Source organism: Shimia aestuarii, assembly GCF_900114635.1.
GTDB classification, from domain to species: domain Bacteria; phylum Pseudomonadota; class Alphaproteobacteria; order Rhodobacterales; family Rhodobacteraceae; genus Shimia; species Shimia aestuarii.
Map to the genome: position 1 here is coordinate 1,481,086 of NZ_FOTQ01000001.1, position 14,552 is coordinate 1,495,637.

The window sequence follows — 14,552 nt, forward strand, 5'->3', positions numbered from 1 at the left end:
GGGCATGGAAACAGTGTCTTACGGCACTTATGTAAGTCACCGGCAGGGTCAAGTCCACCTTGTCACAAAGTCGTACGGAGTATTTGAAAGATGTGGCTTCTTCTGGCGTTTGTCGCCGTTCCGCTGATCGAAATCGCACTGTTCATTCAGGTGGGCGGGGCAATTGGCCTTTGGCCAACGCTTTTCGTCGTCCTTCTGACCGCACTTATCGGCACCTGGCTTGTGCGCACACAGGGTGCCATGGCGATCGGCAATCTTCAGAGGTCTTTTTCCGAGCTGGATGATCCGACCGAACCCCTGGCCCACGGCGCGATGATCCTCATTGCCGGCGCGCTGCTGTTGACTCCGGGGTTCTTTACCGACGTGGTCGGATTTGCCCTGCTCATGCCGCCGGTTCGTGTTGCGGTTTTCTCTTATCTGCGTAAACGTGTGCGTGTTCAGAGTTTTTCCATGGGCACGATGCATTCAAGCCAACGCGAACATCCAACTCGGGCGGACATTATCGAAGGTGAATATTCCGAGGTGGATCCGCCCAAAAATCCAACGCATCGCCCCTCTGGTTGGACTAAGCATTGAGACCCCGCTGCTGACCTGATAAAGCAGCGCAAACCGTTATTTTTTGGGAGATTCCATATGTCGGAAAACGACAACGGCGCGGCCCAGGCCGCTGAGCTGCCACCGCAAATCAAGATGAACGTGCTTGCACAATTCATCCGTGACATGTCCTTTGAAAACATCCTCGCACAAAAAGGTGCGTCGGGCACCGCACAGCCGGATGTTCAGGTTCAGGTCAATCTCGACGCAAAGCAACGCCCCGCGGAGCACCAGTACGAAGTCACCATCAAGCTGAACGTCACCTCCAAGAACAAGGAAGACGGCTCAGAGATGTTCATCTTCGAAGTCGAATATGCCGGCATCTTCAACATCGAAGGCGTACCGGACGACCAGATGCATCCGTTCCTGCTGATCGAATGCCCGCGTTTGCTCTTCCCCTTCCTGCGCCGCATCGTAAGCGATGTGACCCGCGATGGTGGTTTCCCGCCGCTGAACCTCGACAACATCGATTTCATGGCACTGTACCGTGCCGAAGTGGCGCGTCGCGCAGCCGAGCAACAGCCTCAGGCAACCAACTAAGCCGGATTTGGCGCCACTTCTTCCCAGAAAGCGGCGCCTATCCTTCCAACTTTGCCCAAAGGGCATTTTCCCCCATTTTCTCGACAAACGCGCGATGCGCCGTGTCTTCTTCCGCCGTCAGACGCGGGGGCAGGGGGGTTGGTCGTTTTCCAGGGCGCCAATCCTCTTCAACAGCTGTACCGCCACTTCGACCTGATCCGCTCGCCAGCACGAGATCGGGCTGGCGCCCGCCGATAAGCTCCAGATAAACCTCGGCAAGGATTTCAGAGTCGAGCAAGGCGCCGTGCAGGGTCCTGTTCGAGTTGTCGATTCCAAACCGCCGGCACAAGGCGTCCAACGATGCGGGCGAACCGGGGAATTTCTGCCGCGCAATCGCCAGCGTGTCGATGGCCTGTTCCCACGGCAGCTGCCGCAGATTTAGCCACCGTAGCTCGGCATTCAGGAATTTCATGTCGAAAGCTGCATTGTGAATAACGAGCTTGGCATCACCCACGAAATCGAGAAACTTTTGTCCGATTTCCTTGAACAATGGTTTGTCCCTGAGCGTGATGTCGCCCTTTTCCGGTGGGCGCGGCGGTTCAAGAATATCACAGCCGATCCCATGCACGCCAAAAGCTTCTTCCGGCATGGAGCGCTCCGGGTTCATGTATTCGTGAAACGTCTTGCCCGTTGGCAGGTGGTTATAAAGCTCCACCGCCCCGATCTCGACAATCCGATCGCCGGTTTCAGGATCAAATCCCGTGGTTTCCGTATCCAGAACGATTTCACGCATCGCCAACCCATCCCCTGATCGTCTCAACCACCCGGATCACCCCAGAGCGGGCGTGTTCCAGTGTATCCGTCTCAATCACGAAATCGGACCGCTGGCATTTTTCCTCGTTCGGCATCTGTTTTTCCAGGATCTGCTCGAACTGTTCCTCGCTCATTGTACCCCGCTCCAGCACCCGTTTTCGCTGGATTTCCGGTGAAACAGAGACACATACAACCGCGTCCATCTGATCTTGCCCATTACCCTCGAAGAGAAGTGGAATATCGAAAACGATGATGTCCGCAGTAGCCGACTTTGCGAAGTCCGCCCGATCCTTGGCAACCAGAGGATGCACGATCTGCTCGATCCGCCGCAACACGTTCGGATCCTCTGAGATCAGCTCCTTGAGCTTCTCGCGGGACACCATACCGTCAACAACGGCATCCGGGAATTTCTCCCCGATTGGCGCCACCGCCGCCCCACCCTGGGCATACATGCGATGTACCGCGGCATCCGCATCCCAGACTGCGCACCCCTCTGCTGCAAACATCCTGGCAGTGGTTGACTTACCCATGGCAATCGAACCGGTCAGACCCAAACGAAACGTCATGCCAGCACCGCCTGACGGGTTTCTTCATCCACAACCGGGCGCCGACCAAACCAGCGTTCAAAACCCGGCACGGCCTGATGTAACAGCATCCCCAGACCGTCTACTGTCATACAGCCCATAGCTGCTGCAGTTTCGAGCAATTGTGTCCTCAGCGGATTATACACCAGGTCCGTCACAACCACCCCCTTGCGCAATCCATCCAATGGCACACGCAATTCGGCCTTTCCGGCCATACCAAGTGAGGTGGTATTCACGACCGTCGCCGCTTTTTCCATGAGGTTCCCGGCCTGCACCCATTCCACGACCGAAATCCGTGCGCCAAAATCCTCGCGTAGTTTCTCGGCGCGTACCCGTGTCCGGTTGGTCAGCAGGATCTCGGGCACCCCGGCATCCAAAAGAGAGGCCACGATTGCCCGCGCTGCCCCGCCGGCGCCAAGTACCACGGCCGGGCCAGCAGAAGCGTCCCAATCCGGCGCTCCCTGACGCAGGTTTTCGATGAAGCCGTAACCGTCGGTATTGTCGCCCAGAATAGTGCCATCGTTACGAAAGATCAGCGTGTTTACTGCCCCAATCAGCGTCGCGCGATCCGTGATCTGGTCTACATGTTCCATGACCCGCTCTTTATGCGGGATCGTCACATTGCAACCGACAAACCCCATGCGCGGCATCGCACTGAGCACATCCCCAAGATCCGCAGCATCCACTTCCAGCGGCACGTAATGCCCTGTCAGCCCATACCTCTTCAACCAATGGCCATGCAGCCTTGGCGACTTGGAATGCGCAATCGGATTCCCGATCACCCCGGCAAGTGGTATCGACGGCAGCGTCATTTTGGCAGCTCTCCCTGCAAGGTCAGATAGGACAGTATTTCAACAAGGGGCATCCCGAGAACCGTAAAATAGTCGCCATCGACTTTTTCGAACAACCGCACCCCTTCGGCCTCAAGCATGTATCCGCCAACACAGTGCTGAATCTCGTGCCAATTGCGATCTAGGTACTGGTCAAGATAGGCGTCGCTGAACTGACGCATGAACAACCGCACCACGCCGACAAACCGCCAGAGCGGCTCTCCGTCGCGATAAATCACCGCGGCGGACAACAGCATGTGCCGCTGTCCCCGAAGCCGCTGCAACTGTGCCCGCGCGTCTTCGGGATCGCGTGGTTTGGACAAGACCTCGCCCTGAAAATCCAGCACCTGATCACAACCCAGAACCAAGGAACCGGGCCGTTTCCCACTCACTTTACGCGCCTTGGATTCCGCCAGCGCATCGGCGATTTCACGCGGCGCTGCCCCCTCCGCCTCAAGCGCGCGGCGGATCATGTCTTCGTCGACGCGCGCCGTGACAACATCAAAGTCAACGTTGGCGTTGCGCAGCAGCTGTGCCCGTATGGACGAGCTCGAGGCAAGAACAAGTTTTGAAGCCATGTGGATAATCCCGTGGACAAGCGTAGGAGTTTCTTAAGCATTCTTTCTGGAAAGTTAAGGCAAGTTTCGCGACTTGGGGGAAGTCCTTCGATCTCACGCGCCGTCAGGCTTTTTCTGCACAGTGGACGGGGATAACTTTGTGTTGTGGATTGTCTGACAAGATACCGTTTTGCTTACAGCTTTATCCACAGAGGAATCGGTGAAGATATTCGTTTTTAGTGTTTTATTTCATAATGTTATTAGATCACTATGTAATCCATCCCGTGCTCGATCAATTTCTGTCCAGACGTGGACAGCCCGTGGGACAAACCATTAATCCACGGCTTCGGCGCTCCCAACATAATCATCATCCTTTTCTATATATCTTTATTTATTTAAGAGGGGTCAGGTTCGCGCAGAGACAATGAGAGCAAAGAAACATGGGTTACTTTCTGGTCGACATTTATCCGTATGTTCTGAGCTTTCATATTATGGCCGTGATCTCGTGGATGGCCGGTCTGTTTTATCTTCCCCGTTTGTTTGTCTATCACGCAGAACGCGCCCAAGCGGGCGATCAGCTTGATGAAACACTGAAGATCATGGAGTTCAAACTCCAGCGATACATCATGTCCCCTGCAAGCATCGCCACATGGCTTGCGGGGCTCACTCTGGTCTTCACCCCCGGCGTCGTCGATTGGAGCGCTGTGTGGCCCTACACCAAGGGTGCAAGCATCATCGCCATGACCGCGTTTGACCATTGGCTGATGATCAAGCGGAAAAAGTTCGCGCGGGGCGAGAACACCCTGACAGGGCGGCAGTACCGCATGATGAACGAGGTGCCGACGATCCTGATGATTGTCATTGTTCTTTCCGTCGTCGTGAAATTCTAGGGTCAATTGACTCTAGCGCGTGCAAGGCTTAGATAGCGGGTCAACTGGCCCGTCCGGGCTATGTGTCTTCCATATACAGACCACATGACCTGCCGTATTCCGGCAGCCACAGGATATTTCCATGACACAAGAAAAACTCGCTCTGGCCGATCTCAAGGCTAAAAGCCCCAAAGACCTTCTGGCGATGGCCGAAGAGCTCGAGATCGAAAACGCCTCGACCATGCGCAAAGGCGAGATGATGTTCCAGATCCTGCGGGAACGCGCGGATGAAGGCTGGGAAATCTCGGGTGAGGGCGTGCTTGAGGTGCTTCAGGACGGCTTTGGCTTCCTGCGCTCGCCCGAGGCCAACTATCTGCCTGGTCCTGACGATATCTATGTTTCGCCTGAGATGATCCGCAAACACTCACTGCGCACCGGTGACACCATCGACGGTGTGATCAAGGCGCCTGAGGATACCGAGCGGTATTTCGCGCTGATGAACGTCACGCAGATCAACTTTGAAGCGCCCGAAAAAGCGCGCCACAAGATCGCGTTCGACAACCTCACCCCGCTTTACCCCGATGAACGCCTGAAAATGGAGATCGAAGATCCCACCATCAAGGACCGCTCCGCCCGCATCATCGACCTGGTCGCGCCCATCGGTAAAGGCCAGCGTTCGCTGATCGTGGCTCCGCCGCGGACGGGTAAAACTGTTCTTTTGCAGAATATCGCCCACAGCATCGAGGCCAATCACCCCGAATGCTATCTGATCGTTCTGCTGATTGACGAACGACCCGAAGAAGTCACCGACATGCAGCGTTCTGTGAAGGGTGAGGTTGTGTCTTCGACATTTGACGAGCCCGCCACTCGCCACGTTGCAGTCGCCGAAATGGTGATCGAAAAGGCCAAGCGCTTGGTCGAACACAAACGAGATGTTGTAATCCTTCTCGACTCGATCACCAGACTTGGTAGGGCCTTCAACACCGTGGTGCCATCCTCGGGCAAGGTTTTGACCGGTGGTGTGGACGCAAACGCATTGCAGCGCCCCAAGCGTTTCTTTGGTGCCGCCCGTAATATCGAAGAGGGTGGGTCGCTGACCATCATCTCGACCGCACTGATTGATACTGGCTCGCGAATGGACGAGGTTATCTTTGAAGAATTCAAGGGTACCGGTAACTCGGAAATCGTTCTGGATCGCAAGATCGCGGACAAACGTGTCTTCCCAGCGATCGACATTCTGAAGTCCGGTACGCGGAAAGAAGACTTGTTGATTGATAAGGTGGATCTCGCGAAAACCTTCGTTCTGCGCCGCATCCTCAACCCGATGGGCACGACCGATGCTGTTGAGTTCCTGCTTTCGAAACTCAAGCAAACCAAGACCAATTCCGAGTTCTTTGACTCGATGAACACCTAAGGGTTCACCGCGATGGCCTATGTGCCAGACACAATTTTCGCTTTGGCAACGGCCCCCGGTAAAGCGGGGGTCGCTGTCGTTCGTGTGTCCGGTTCTCATGTCAAAGAGGCCGCTGCGGCATTGTTTGGCGAACTTCCGACGCCCCGCATGGCGTCCTTGCGTCTGCTGAAGGATCGCGAAGGGCGGCGTCTGGATCAGGCGCTTGTGCTATATTTCCCTGAAAAGAACAGCTTTACAGGCGAAGAAGTGCTCGAACTGCACCTGCACGGATCGATTGCTGTGGTCAACGCGGTGCTGCGCGAACTCTCCGATCTGGACGGACTACGGCTAGCAGAAGCAGGGGAATTCACCCGCCGCGCGCTTGAAAATGGCTGTCTCGACCTGGCCCAGGTCGAAGGGCTTGCCGACCTGATCGATTCCGAGACCGAGGCGCAGCGGCGTCAGGCCTTGCGTGTCCTTTCCGGCGATCTTGGCACCCTGGCCGGGGGCTGGCGAGAAAACCTGATTCGCGCGGCTGCTCTTCTCGAGGCCACGATTGATTTCGCCGATGAAGAAGTTCCCGTCGACGTCTCGCCTGAAGTGCAAGGTTTGCTCCAATCGGTTCGTGCCGAACTGGCGACCGAAATTGCTGGCGTAAACGCGGCAGAGCGCATTCGAACAGGTTTTGAGGTTGCCATTCTTGGCGCCCCAAACGTCGGCAAATCCACGCTTCTCAATGCTTTGGCGGGGCGCGAGGCGGCGATTACCTCGGAATATGCTGGCACAACTCGCGATGTGATCGAAGTGCGTATGGATCTGAATGGTCTGCCCGTGACGCTTCTCGACACCGCTGGTTTGCGCGACACTGACGACCACGTCGAATGGATCGGCATCGAACGGGCGCGCCAACGTGCCGAGGCCGCCGATCTGCGTGTCTTCCTAGTCGAACAGGGGCAACATCCTGACTTTGAACCGCTGCCCGGTGATGTTATTCGTGCAGCCAAGGCGGATATGCTTGAAAACGATGCCAATGCGATTTCCGGAAAAACGGGGCAGGGGATCGCTGCGCTGGTCGACGAGATCACGGAAAAGCTCTCGGAACAGGCCGGGCGCTCTGGCATCGCCACCCGCGAACGCCACCGCGTGGCGATGAGCCGGGCCAATGACAACCTCGCTGCAGCCGACGCGGTGCTTGCCTTGGGACCGGATCACTACGAGATTGCCGCCGAAGAACTGCGCAGCGCGATTCGGGCTTTGGATTCAATTGTCGGTCGCGTAGATGTCGAGAACCTGCTGGACGAAATCTTTTCGAGCTTCTGCATCGGTAAGTAAGGAGTGTTTCACGTGAAACATTTTGACGTCATTGTTGTTGGCGGCGGACACGCCGGTGCCGATGCGGCCCATGCTGCGGCGCGGTTAGGGGCGCAAACAGCCCTTGTTTCATTGAAGAAATCCGGAATTGGTGTGATGTCCTGCAACCCGGCGATCGGCGGCCTTGGCAAAGGCCACCTTGTCCGGGAAGTCGACGCGCTGGATGGTGTCATGGGGCGCGTGGCCGACAGGGCAGGCATTCAATTTCGCCTTTTGAACCGCCGCAAGGGTCCTGCCGTTCAAGGCCCTCGGGCTCAGGCAGACCGCAAAATCTACCGGAACGCAATGCTCGCTGAGATATTGTCGACGGAAAACCTTACAGTGATCGAGGGCGAGGCCACGGATTTCCGCATGGTGGGCGATGCGGTGCGCGGCGTTCTTCTTTCTGACGGATCAGAGATTTCGGCGCAGGCCGTCGTCCTGACGACGGGTACATTCCTACGCGGCGTCATTCATATTGGTGATGTGTCTCGCCCTGGCGGCCGCATGGGGGACGATCCTTCTGTCAAACTCGCTCAGCGCATCGACAGCTTTGACTTGCCGCTTGGCCGGCTGAAGACAGGCACGCCACCGCGTCTGAATGGCAAGACAATCAAGTGGGACTTCCTCGAATCCCAGCCGGGCGACGAAGACCCTACGATGTTTTCGTTCCTCAATGACAAGCCATTCGTTCGGCAAATCTCCTGCGGTATCACCCATACCAACGAAAAAACGCATGACATCATCCGAGAAAATCTCTCTCGATCGGCGATGTATGGTGGCCATATCGAGGGCGTCGGACCCCGTTACTGTCCCTCGATCGAGGACAAGATCGTTCGATTTTCTGACAAAACCTCACACCAAGTCTTCCTGGAACCCGAAGGTTTGGATGATGACACGGTCTATCCGAATGGGATCAGCACATCTCTGCCGGAAGATGTTCAGGAAGATTATGTCCGGTCGATCTATGGCCTTGAAGAGTGTGAAATTCTCCAACCCGGCTATGCGATCGAATACGACTATGTTGACCCGCGAGCGCTTGACGCATCGCTGGCGGTCAAATCTGTTCCAGGACTATATCTTGCGGGACAAATCAACGGAACCACAGGATATGAGGAGGCGGCAGCGCAAGGTCTTGTCGCTGGACTGAATGCGGCCCTGTCGGCAAAAGGGCAGGAGGCGCATCATTTTAGCCGTTCGGACAGCTATATCGGTGTCATGGTCGATGACCTGATCACACGCGGCGTCACCGAACCCTATCGCATGTTCACGTCCCGCGCCGAATTCCGTCTGTCTCTACGTGCCGACAATGCTGATCAGCGACTTACTCCAATTGGGATTGATCTCGGGCTTGTTGGTGAAGACCGCAAGCGCGTATTCGGAGAAAAGGCAGAACGTTTGGCCGCTGGCAAAGCGCTTTTGACTGCAATGGACTACACCCCAAAACAACTCAAGACGGGCGGGATTCCCGTCAATCTAGACGGCAATCGCAGAACAGCGTTTCAGGTCCTCGCTTTTCCCGATGTTGGTTTCGAAGATCTCTTGCCGCTTGACCCCGTTTTTAACGAGGTGGACCCCGAAACGCGCCGCCAACTTGAACGGGATGCGCTTTATGCGAACTACATTGAGCGCCAAAAACGCGATGTCGAGGCGATGCAGCGCGATGAGAACCAGAAGATCCCACATGATTTCGACTATGCGTTGGTCGAAGGTCTCTCCAATGAACTGAAACTCAAGCTGGGGCAGGCGCGACCGGACAACCTTTCGCAGGCAGGCCGTATTGATGGAATGACGCCAGCGGCATTGACCTTGTTGCTTGCCAAGATTCGCCAATCCCTTCGGGAGAAATCCGCGTGACATTCGAAGCAGACCGCGTGCTTTCCACATTGGATGTTTCACGTGAAACATCCGAGCGACTAAAAGTGCTCGCAGCGCTCCTCGAAAAGTGGAATCCGCGTATCAATCTTGTATCGAAATCGACAATTTCAGCGCTGTGGACCCGCCATATTCTCGATTCCGCGCAAATTTTCAATCTTGCAACGCATCCTGTCCCGCATTGGGTGGATATCGGGAGCGGTGGCGGATTTCCTGGGCTGGTTATCGCCATCATGGCAGCAGAAACCCAATCTCCGGCCGGGCTGACAATGATCGAAAGCGATCATAGAAAATGCACCTTCTTGCGAACGGTTTTGCGGGAGACCGGGGTGAGTGCGACGGTAATCACGGATCGAATCGAAAAGGCCGCGCCTCAATCTGCGGATATCCTGTCTGCGCGCGCCTTGGCCGACCTGACGGCCCTGTTTTCTTTTACTGAACGGCATTTGCGCAAAGGTGGGACCGCGCTGTTTCCAAAAGGCGCCAACTGGGAAAAAGAGGTTCGCACCGCACAGGAATCGTGGTCTTTCAACCTCGAGGTGATACAAAGCATTACTGAACCCGAAGCCGTTATTCTGAAGGTTGGAGATCTTGAACGTGTCTGATCCCATTCGCCCCAAAGGGCCAAGAATTATCGCCGTTGCCAACCAGAAGGGCGGCGTTGGCAAAACTACGACGGCAATCAACCTGGCCGCCGCTTTGGCCCAACAGGAGTGCAGGGTATTGGTTGTGGACCTCGATCCTCAGGGAAACGCGTCCACGGGTCTTGGTATTGAACCGGATGACCGGGAATACACCACTTATGATCTTCTTCTGGACGATGTGCCGCTTGCAGAAGTCATTCAGCCCACACAAACGCCGGGAATGTCGATCATTCCGGCCACGGTCGATCTCAGTTCTGCAGACATTGAGCTGATTTCAAACGAAAAACGCAGCTTTCTTCTGCATGATGCGCTCAGACAGCCCGCCATGGACCCATTTGCATGGGATTACATCCTGATTGATTGCCCGCCATCGCTGAACCTCTTGACGGTCAACGCGATGATCGCAGCGCATTCCGTGTTGATACCATTGCAGAGCGAATTTTTTGCGCTCGAAGGGTTGAGCCAATTGATGCTGACGGTCCGGGAAGTGCGCCAGACGGCCAATCCGGCGCTGCGAATCGAGGGCGTTGTTCTCACGATGTATGACGCGCGCAACAATCTTTCGCAGCAGGTCGAACAGGATGCGCGCGACAACCTTGGGGATCTCGTGTTTGAAACCAAGATTCCGCGAAATGTTCGGGTTTCCGAAGCGCCGTCTTTCGCGCAACCGGTATTGGATTATGATCCGACGTCAAAGGGGGCCGAGGCCTATCGCAATCTTGCGAAAGAGCTTGTCGCCAAACATATCAGAATCGCCGCGTAAGAGGGGCAGGGCATGGCAGAGAAAAAGAAGTCGCGTGGTTTGGGCCGGGGTCTGAGCGCGCTTATGGCGGACGTAACCGAAGAGCGCGTCGCGCAAGAGGCGGATGCACCGCGCCGGGCTGACATGAACGTGCCGATTGAAAAGATCGTGCCAAACCCGGATCAGCCGCGCCGTGAATTTACCCAGGACCAGTTGGACGATCTTGCCAACTCAATCCGCGAAAAGGGTGTTATTCAGCCGCTGATTGTCCGCGAGAAATCGGACGGCACCTACGAAATCGTTGCCGGTGAACGCCGCTGGCGCGCATCTCAAATGGCCCAATTGCACGAGCTTCCGGTGATTGTCCGCGACTACGACGATACCGAGGTTCTGGAAATCGCCATTATCGAAAACATCCAGCGGGCCGATCTGAACCCGGTGGAAGAGGCAATGGGCTATCGTCAATTGATGGACAAGTTCGGCCATACACAAGAGCGCCTGTCCGAAGCGCTTGGCAAAAGCCGTAGCCACATTGCTAACCTGATGCGCTTGCTTCAGCTACCCGCTGATGTTCAGGACATGCTCAAAAAAGGTCAACTGACCGCGGGACATGCGCGCGCGTTGATCACAAGTGAAAACGCATCTGATCTTGCGAAAAAGGTGGTCAAGGGCGGGATGTCCGTTCGTCAGACCGAAGCGCTTGTCAAAAAGGCGATTAATCCCGGCCCGGCGAGTAAACCCAAGGCCGAGAAATCACAAAAAGACGCAGACACAATCGCGCTGGAAGGTGATTTGTCCGCCAATCTCGGGATGAAAGTTTCCGTGGACCACAAGGCCGGCGGCGAAAGCGGACAGGTTGTGATCCGTTATGCGTCGCTAGATGAGTTGGACGAGATTTGCAGGATCCTGTCTGCTAGCCACTAGGCCGTGTCCAGATAAAGATCAAAACAGCAGACAAAACCACCGCCTGTATCAGCAGGACGGTGGTTTTTAGTCCCAGGGCAAACGAAATACCAAACACAATAGCGATGGAAATCGTCGCCAGCCGTTTGGCTGCTGGGTTGATCGCGCCGCGTGACTGCCAATCTTCAATGGGCGGTCCCAAACGGGGGTGGGACAATAGCCAGTAGTGCAGTCGCTCCGAAGACCGCGCAAAGCAGAAAGCTGCCAACAACAGGAACGGGACTGTTGGCAAAAGCGGTAGAACCACCCCGACAATCGCCAGCGCGACACAGATCAACCCGAGTAACAGCCAAACAACGCGCATCTAGTCCACCAAAAGCTCTGCCAGGACGGAATTGAGCACCATCCTACCTTGTGGAAGCACCCTAAGATGCTGATCTTCAACAGAAATCAGACCAAGCTCAACCAAATTCTCAACTCTGTTCCCGCCAAGCGCATGGCCGGCAAGGGCTTGGTAACGTGTCAGGTTAACTCCCTCGCTTAACCGGAGTCCCATCAACAAGAATTCGGTTGCCTGATCCTCTGACGCAATCACGTCGCGCAGGCTTTCCCCATTACCCGCCTCGGCGGCCTCAAGCCATTTGCCGGGAGCTTTCCAGTTTTCAATCGCGAGGCGTTGTCCGTTCAACGTTAGGCGCGCATGTGCTCCGGGGCCGATGCCGGCATAATCCCCGTAGCGCCAGTAAATCAGGTTGTGGCGGGATTCAGACCCTGTTTCTGCATAATTCGATACTTCGTAGGGCAGCATCCCTGTGGCTGCACATATCTCCTGTGTGGCCTCATACATGTTCGCCGCAAGATCGTCCTCGGGCAACCCGCGCAGTTTTCCGCGCGCATAGCGATCTCCGAACGCCGTGCCGTCTTCGACCGTCAGTTGATAAAGCGACAAGTGGTCAATCGCCATCGAAAGCGCTTCGCGTAGTTCGTTGGACCATGCTTCAAGGCTTTGATCCTGACGTGCGTAAATCAGGTCAAAGCTCACGCGTTCAAAGGTATTGCGGGCAATGTCAAACGCGGCCTTGGCTTCTTTGACGGTATGAATGCGCCCCAAACGTTGAAGATCACGATCATTGAGCGCCTGAATCCCCATCGAGATTCGATTCACGCCACCTTGGCGATAGGCCGCAAATCGCCCGGCCTCAACCGAACCGGGGTTCGCTTCAAGCGTTGTTTCCATGTCATTGGAGGTCGGCCAGAGTTTACGGACGCGTTCAAGGATAGAAGCGACAACCTCCGGGTCCATCAGGCTTGGTGTGCCGCCGCCAAAAAACACCGTATTCAAAACCCGGCCCGACGTCTCGTTGGCCACGCGGTCCAATTCGCCCAGATAGGCCCTAAGCCACCGGGATTGATCGATTTCTCGGGCGACGTGGCTATTAAAGTCGCAATAGGGGCACTTGGCCTGGCAAAAGGGCCAATGGATATAAAGGCCAAAGCCCCCGTTTTGCCAATCCTCAGCCAAAACACCCCGCCACGAACTGCTCAACCGCCTTGCCGCGGTGGCTGATCTTGTTCTTTTCCCAACGGTCCATTTCGGCAAAGGTCACGTCATGACCTTCGGGAACAAACATCGGGTCATATCCAAACCCGTCCTTGCCTCGGATCGGCCAGACAAGGTGCCCCGGCGCGACGCCTTCGAACACTTCGTCATGTCCGTCGGGCCAGGCCAGAACCAGAGTACAGCGGAACTGCGCCATCCACGGTTTCGCTGCGTCGCAGGCAACCAATTCGTCATGCGCGCGGGTCATCGCCATCATGAAATCACGCCCGTTGCCGGTTTCGGCCCAATCGGCGGTGTAGACGCCGGGCGCACCGTTCAGCCCGTCAATTGTGATCCCGCTGTCGTCGGACAGAGCGGGCAGGCCGGTCGCCTTGGCCGCAGCATGGGCCTTGATCCGGGCGTTGCCGACAAACGTATCTTCGGTTTCCTCCGGTTCCGGCAAATCCATGTCCCCGGCACCCACCACCTTGACCCCAAAGGGCTCAAGAAGGTGGGCCATTTCTTCCAGCTTGCCCTTGTTATGGGTCGCCACCAAAAGCGTATCGCCGGAAAACTTGCGGGTCATGCGACCGCCGCCATTTGGGCCGCAACCAACTCATCGACACCCTTTTCGGCAAGGTCGATCAACTGGTTCATCTGATCGCGGGAATAGGTCGAGCCCTCCGCGCTCATCTGCACTTCGATCATCTGCTTGTTCCCAAGCATGATAAAGTTGCCATCCACACCGGCTTCGGAATCCTCGGGATAGTCGAGGTCCAGAACCGCCTGACCGGCATAAATGCCACAAGAAACAGCGGCCACCGGGGACACCAGCGGATCAGAGATGACGTCGCCCGTTTTCATCAGCTTGTTCACCGCCAGTTTCAGGGCAACCCAGCCCCCGGTGATTGACGCGCAACGGGTGCCGCCATCGGCCTGGATCACGTCACAGTCGACGGTGATCTGGCGTTCGCCGAGTGCAACCCGATCCACGCCCGCTCGCAGCGACCGGCCAATGAGACGTTGAATTTCCACGGTGCGGCCACCCTGTTTGCCCACCGCAGCCTCGCGGCGCATACGGCTTGTCGTCGAACGCGGCAACATCCCGTATTCCGCCGTCACCCAGCCAAGCCCCGATCCCTTGATGAACGGTGGCACACGATCTTCAATGGTGGCCGTGCAGAGCACATGGGTGTCACCCATACGGATCAGGCAGGACCCCTCGGCATGTTTGGTCACACCCGTTTCGATCGACACGGGGCGCATTTCATTCAACTGTCTTCCAGACGGGCGCATGGCTCTATTCCTTTTTCTCTTTGGGCATGGGCATACTCGGCGG

17 protein-coding genes are annotated in these 14,552 nt (G+C 56.2%); 9 read left to right on the forward strand and 8 right to left on the reverse strand.

Going from position 1 to position 14,552, the window contains the following annotated elements:
- Positions 1-90 precede the first annotated feature (90 nt).
- Entirely contained in the window at positions 91-576 is a 486-nt protein-coding gene (locus tag BMZ35_RS07305; RefSeq protein WP_093092255.1) for an FxsA family protein, read from the forward strand.
- Between the two features lie 57 nt (positions 577-633).
- Positions 634-1,134, forward strand: a complete 501-nt coding sequence (gene secB, locus BMZ35_RS07310; RefSeq protein ID WP_093092257.1) for a protein-export chaperone SecB — start codon at positions 634-636, stop codon at positions 1,132-1,134.
- A gap of 37 nt (positions 1,135-1,171) precedes the next feature.
- Here secB and dnaQ read toward each other — a convergent pair whose 3' ends face one another.
- The 4 genes from dnaQ to BMZ35_RS07330 are packed head-to-tail and all read right to left on the reverse strand — an operon-like array spanning position 1,172 to position 3,918.
- Complete coding sequence (gene dnaQ / locus BMZ35_RS07315) at positions 1,172-1,906, reverse strand: DNA polymerase III subunit epsilon (RefSeq protein ID WP_093092258.1); 735 nt, start codon at positions 1,904-1,906, stop codon at positions 1,172-1,174.
- Positions 1,899-2,492, reverse strand: coding sequence for a dephospho-CoA kinase (gene coaE / locus BMZ35_RS07320; protein ID WP_093092260.1), 594 nt, complete (start codon positions 2,490-2,492; stop codon positions 1,899-1,901). Before coaE ends, dnaQ begins: the two co-directional genes overlap by 8 nt.
- The gene (locus BMZ35_RS07325; protein WP_093092262.1) at positions 2,489-3,322 is read right to left on the reverse strand and encodes a shikimate dehydrogenase; all 834 of its coding nucleotides are present in this window, start codon (positions 3,320-3,322) and stop codon (positions 2,489-2,491) included. Before BMZ35_RS07325 ends, coaE begins: the two co-directional genes overlap by 4 nt.
- Complete coding sequence (locus tag BMZ35_RS07330) at positions 3,319-3,918, reverse strand: Maf family protein (protein WP_093092264.1); 600 nt, start codon at positions 3,916-3,918, stop codon at positions 3,319-3,321. Before BMZ35_RS07330 ends, BMZ35_RS07325 begins: the two co-directional genes overlap by 4 nt.
- A 419-nt stretch (positions 3,919-4,337) precedes the next feature.
- Between BMZ35_RS07330 and BMZ35_RS07335 the strand changes: the two genes are divergently transcribed.
- The 7 genes from BMZ35_RS07335 (at position 4,338) to BMZ35_RS07365 (ending at position 11,694) form a co-directional block, all read left to right on the forward strand.
- Positions 4,338-4,787 carry a CopD family protein gene (locus BMZ35_RS07335; protein ID WP_093092266.1) on the forward strand — a complete coding sequence of 150 codons (450 nt, stop codon included), beginning with the start codon at positions 4,338-4,340 and terminating at the stop codon, positions 4,785-4,787.
- Between the two features lie 121 nt (positions 4,788-4,908).
- Positions 4,909-6,180: a transcription termination factor Rho gene (rho, locus tag BMZ35_RS07340; protein ID WP_093092268.1), complete on the forward strand. Its 1,272-nt coding sequence runs from the start codon at positions 4,909-4,911 to the stop codon at positions 6,178-6,180.
- A gap of 12 nt (positions 6,181-6,192) precedes the next feature.
- A complete protein-coding gene (gene mnmE / locus BMZ35_RS07345) occupies positions 6,193-7,491 on the forward strand; it encodes a tRNA uridine-5-carboxymethylaminomethyl(34) synthesis GTPase MnmE (protein WP_093092270.1) in 1,299 nt (432 codons plus the stop codon).
- Positions 7,492-7,494: 3 nt separating this feature from the next.
- Entirely contained in the window at positions 7,495-9,366 is a 1,872-nt protein-coding gene (gene mnmG, locus BMZ35_RS07350) for a tRNA uridine-5-carboxymethylaminomethyl(34) synthesis enzyme MnmG (protein ID WP_093092272.1), read from the forward strand.
- Entirely contained in the window at positions 9,363-9,989 is a 627-nt protein-coding gene (gene rsmG / locus BMZ35_RS07355; protein WP_207502914.1) for a 16S rRNA (guanine(527)-N(7))-methyltransferase RsmG, read from the forward strand. The genes mnmG and rsmG overlap by 4 nt, the downstream gene beginning before the upstream one ends.
- Positions 9,982-10,791 (forward strand): ParA family protein, encoded by an 810-nt coding sequence (locus BMZ35_RS07360; RefSeq protein ID WP_093092666.1) that lies wholly within the window; start codon positions 9,982-9,984, stop codon positions 10,789-10,791. Before rsmG ends, BMZ35_RS07360 begins: the two co-directional genes overlap by 8 nt.
- A 12-nt stretch (positions 10,792-10,803) precedes the next feature.
- Positions 10,804-11,694: a ParB/RepB/Spo0J family partition protein gene (locus tag BMZ35_RS07365; protein ID WP_093092274.1), complete on the forward strand. Its 891-nt coding sequence runs from the start codon at positions 10,804-10,806 to the stop codon at positions 11,692-11,694.
- Here BMZ35_RS07365 and BMZ35_RS07370 read toward each other — a convergent pair.
- From BMZ35_RS07370 to rph, 4 genes are read right to left on the reverse strand one after another with little or no spacing between them, the layout of a single operon-like run.
- The gene (locus BMZ35_RS07370; RefSeq protein WP_093092276.1) at positions 11,684-12,037 is read right to left on the reverse strand and encodes a YbaN family protein; all 354 of its coding nucleotides are present in this window, start codon (positions 12,035-12,037) and stop codon (positions 11,684-11,686) included. The genes BMZ35_RS07365 and BMZ35_RS07370 overlap by 11 nt on opposite strands.
- On the reverse strand, positions 12,038-13,195 hold the full coding sequence (gene hemW / locus BMZ35_RS07375) for a radical SAM family heme chaperone HemW (protein WP_093092278.1): 1,158 nt from the start codon (positions 13,193-13,195) through the stop codon (positions 12,038-12,040). It abuts the gene before it with no gap.
- On the reverse strand, positions 13,188-13,799 hold the full coding sequence (rdgB, locus tag BMZ35_RS07380) for an RdgB/HAM1 family non-canonical purine NTP pyrophosphatase (RefSeq protein ID WP_093092279.1): 612 nt from the start codon (positions 13,797-13,799) through the stop codon (positions 13,188-13,190). The genes hemW and rdgB overlap by 8 nt, the downstream gene beginning before the upstream one ends.
- Positions 13,796-14,509 (reverse strand): ribonuclease PH, encoded by a 714-nt coding sequence (gene rph / locus BMZ35_RS07385; RefSeq protein WP_093092280.1) that lies wholly within the window; start codon positions 14,507-14,509, stop codon positions 13,796-13,798. Before rph ends, rdgB begins: the two co-directional genes overlap by 4 nt.
- Positions 14,510-14,552: the final 43 nt, after the last annotated feature.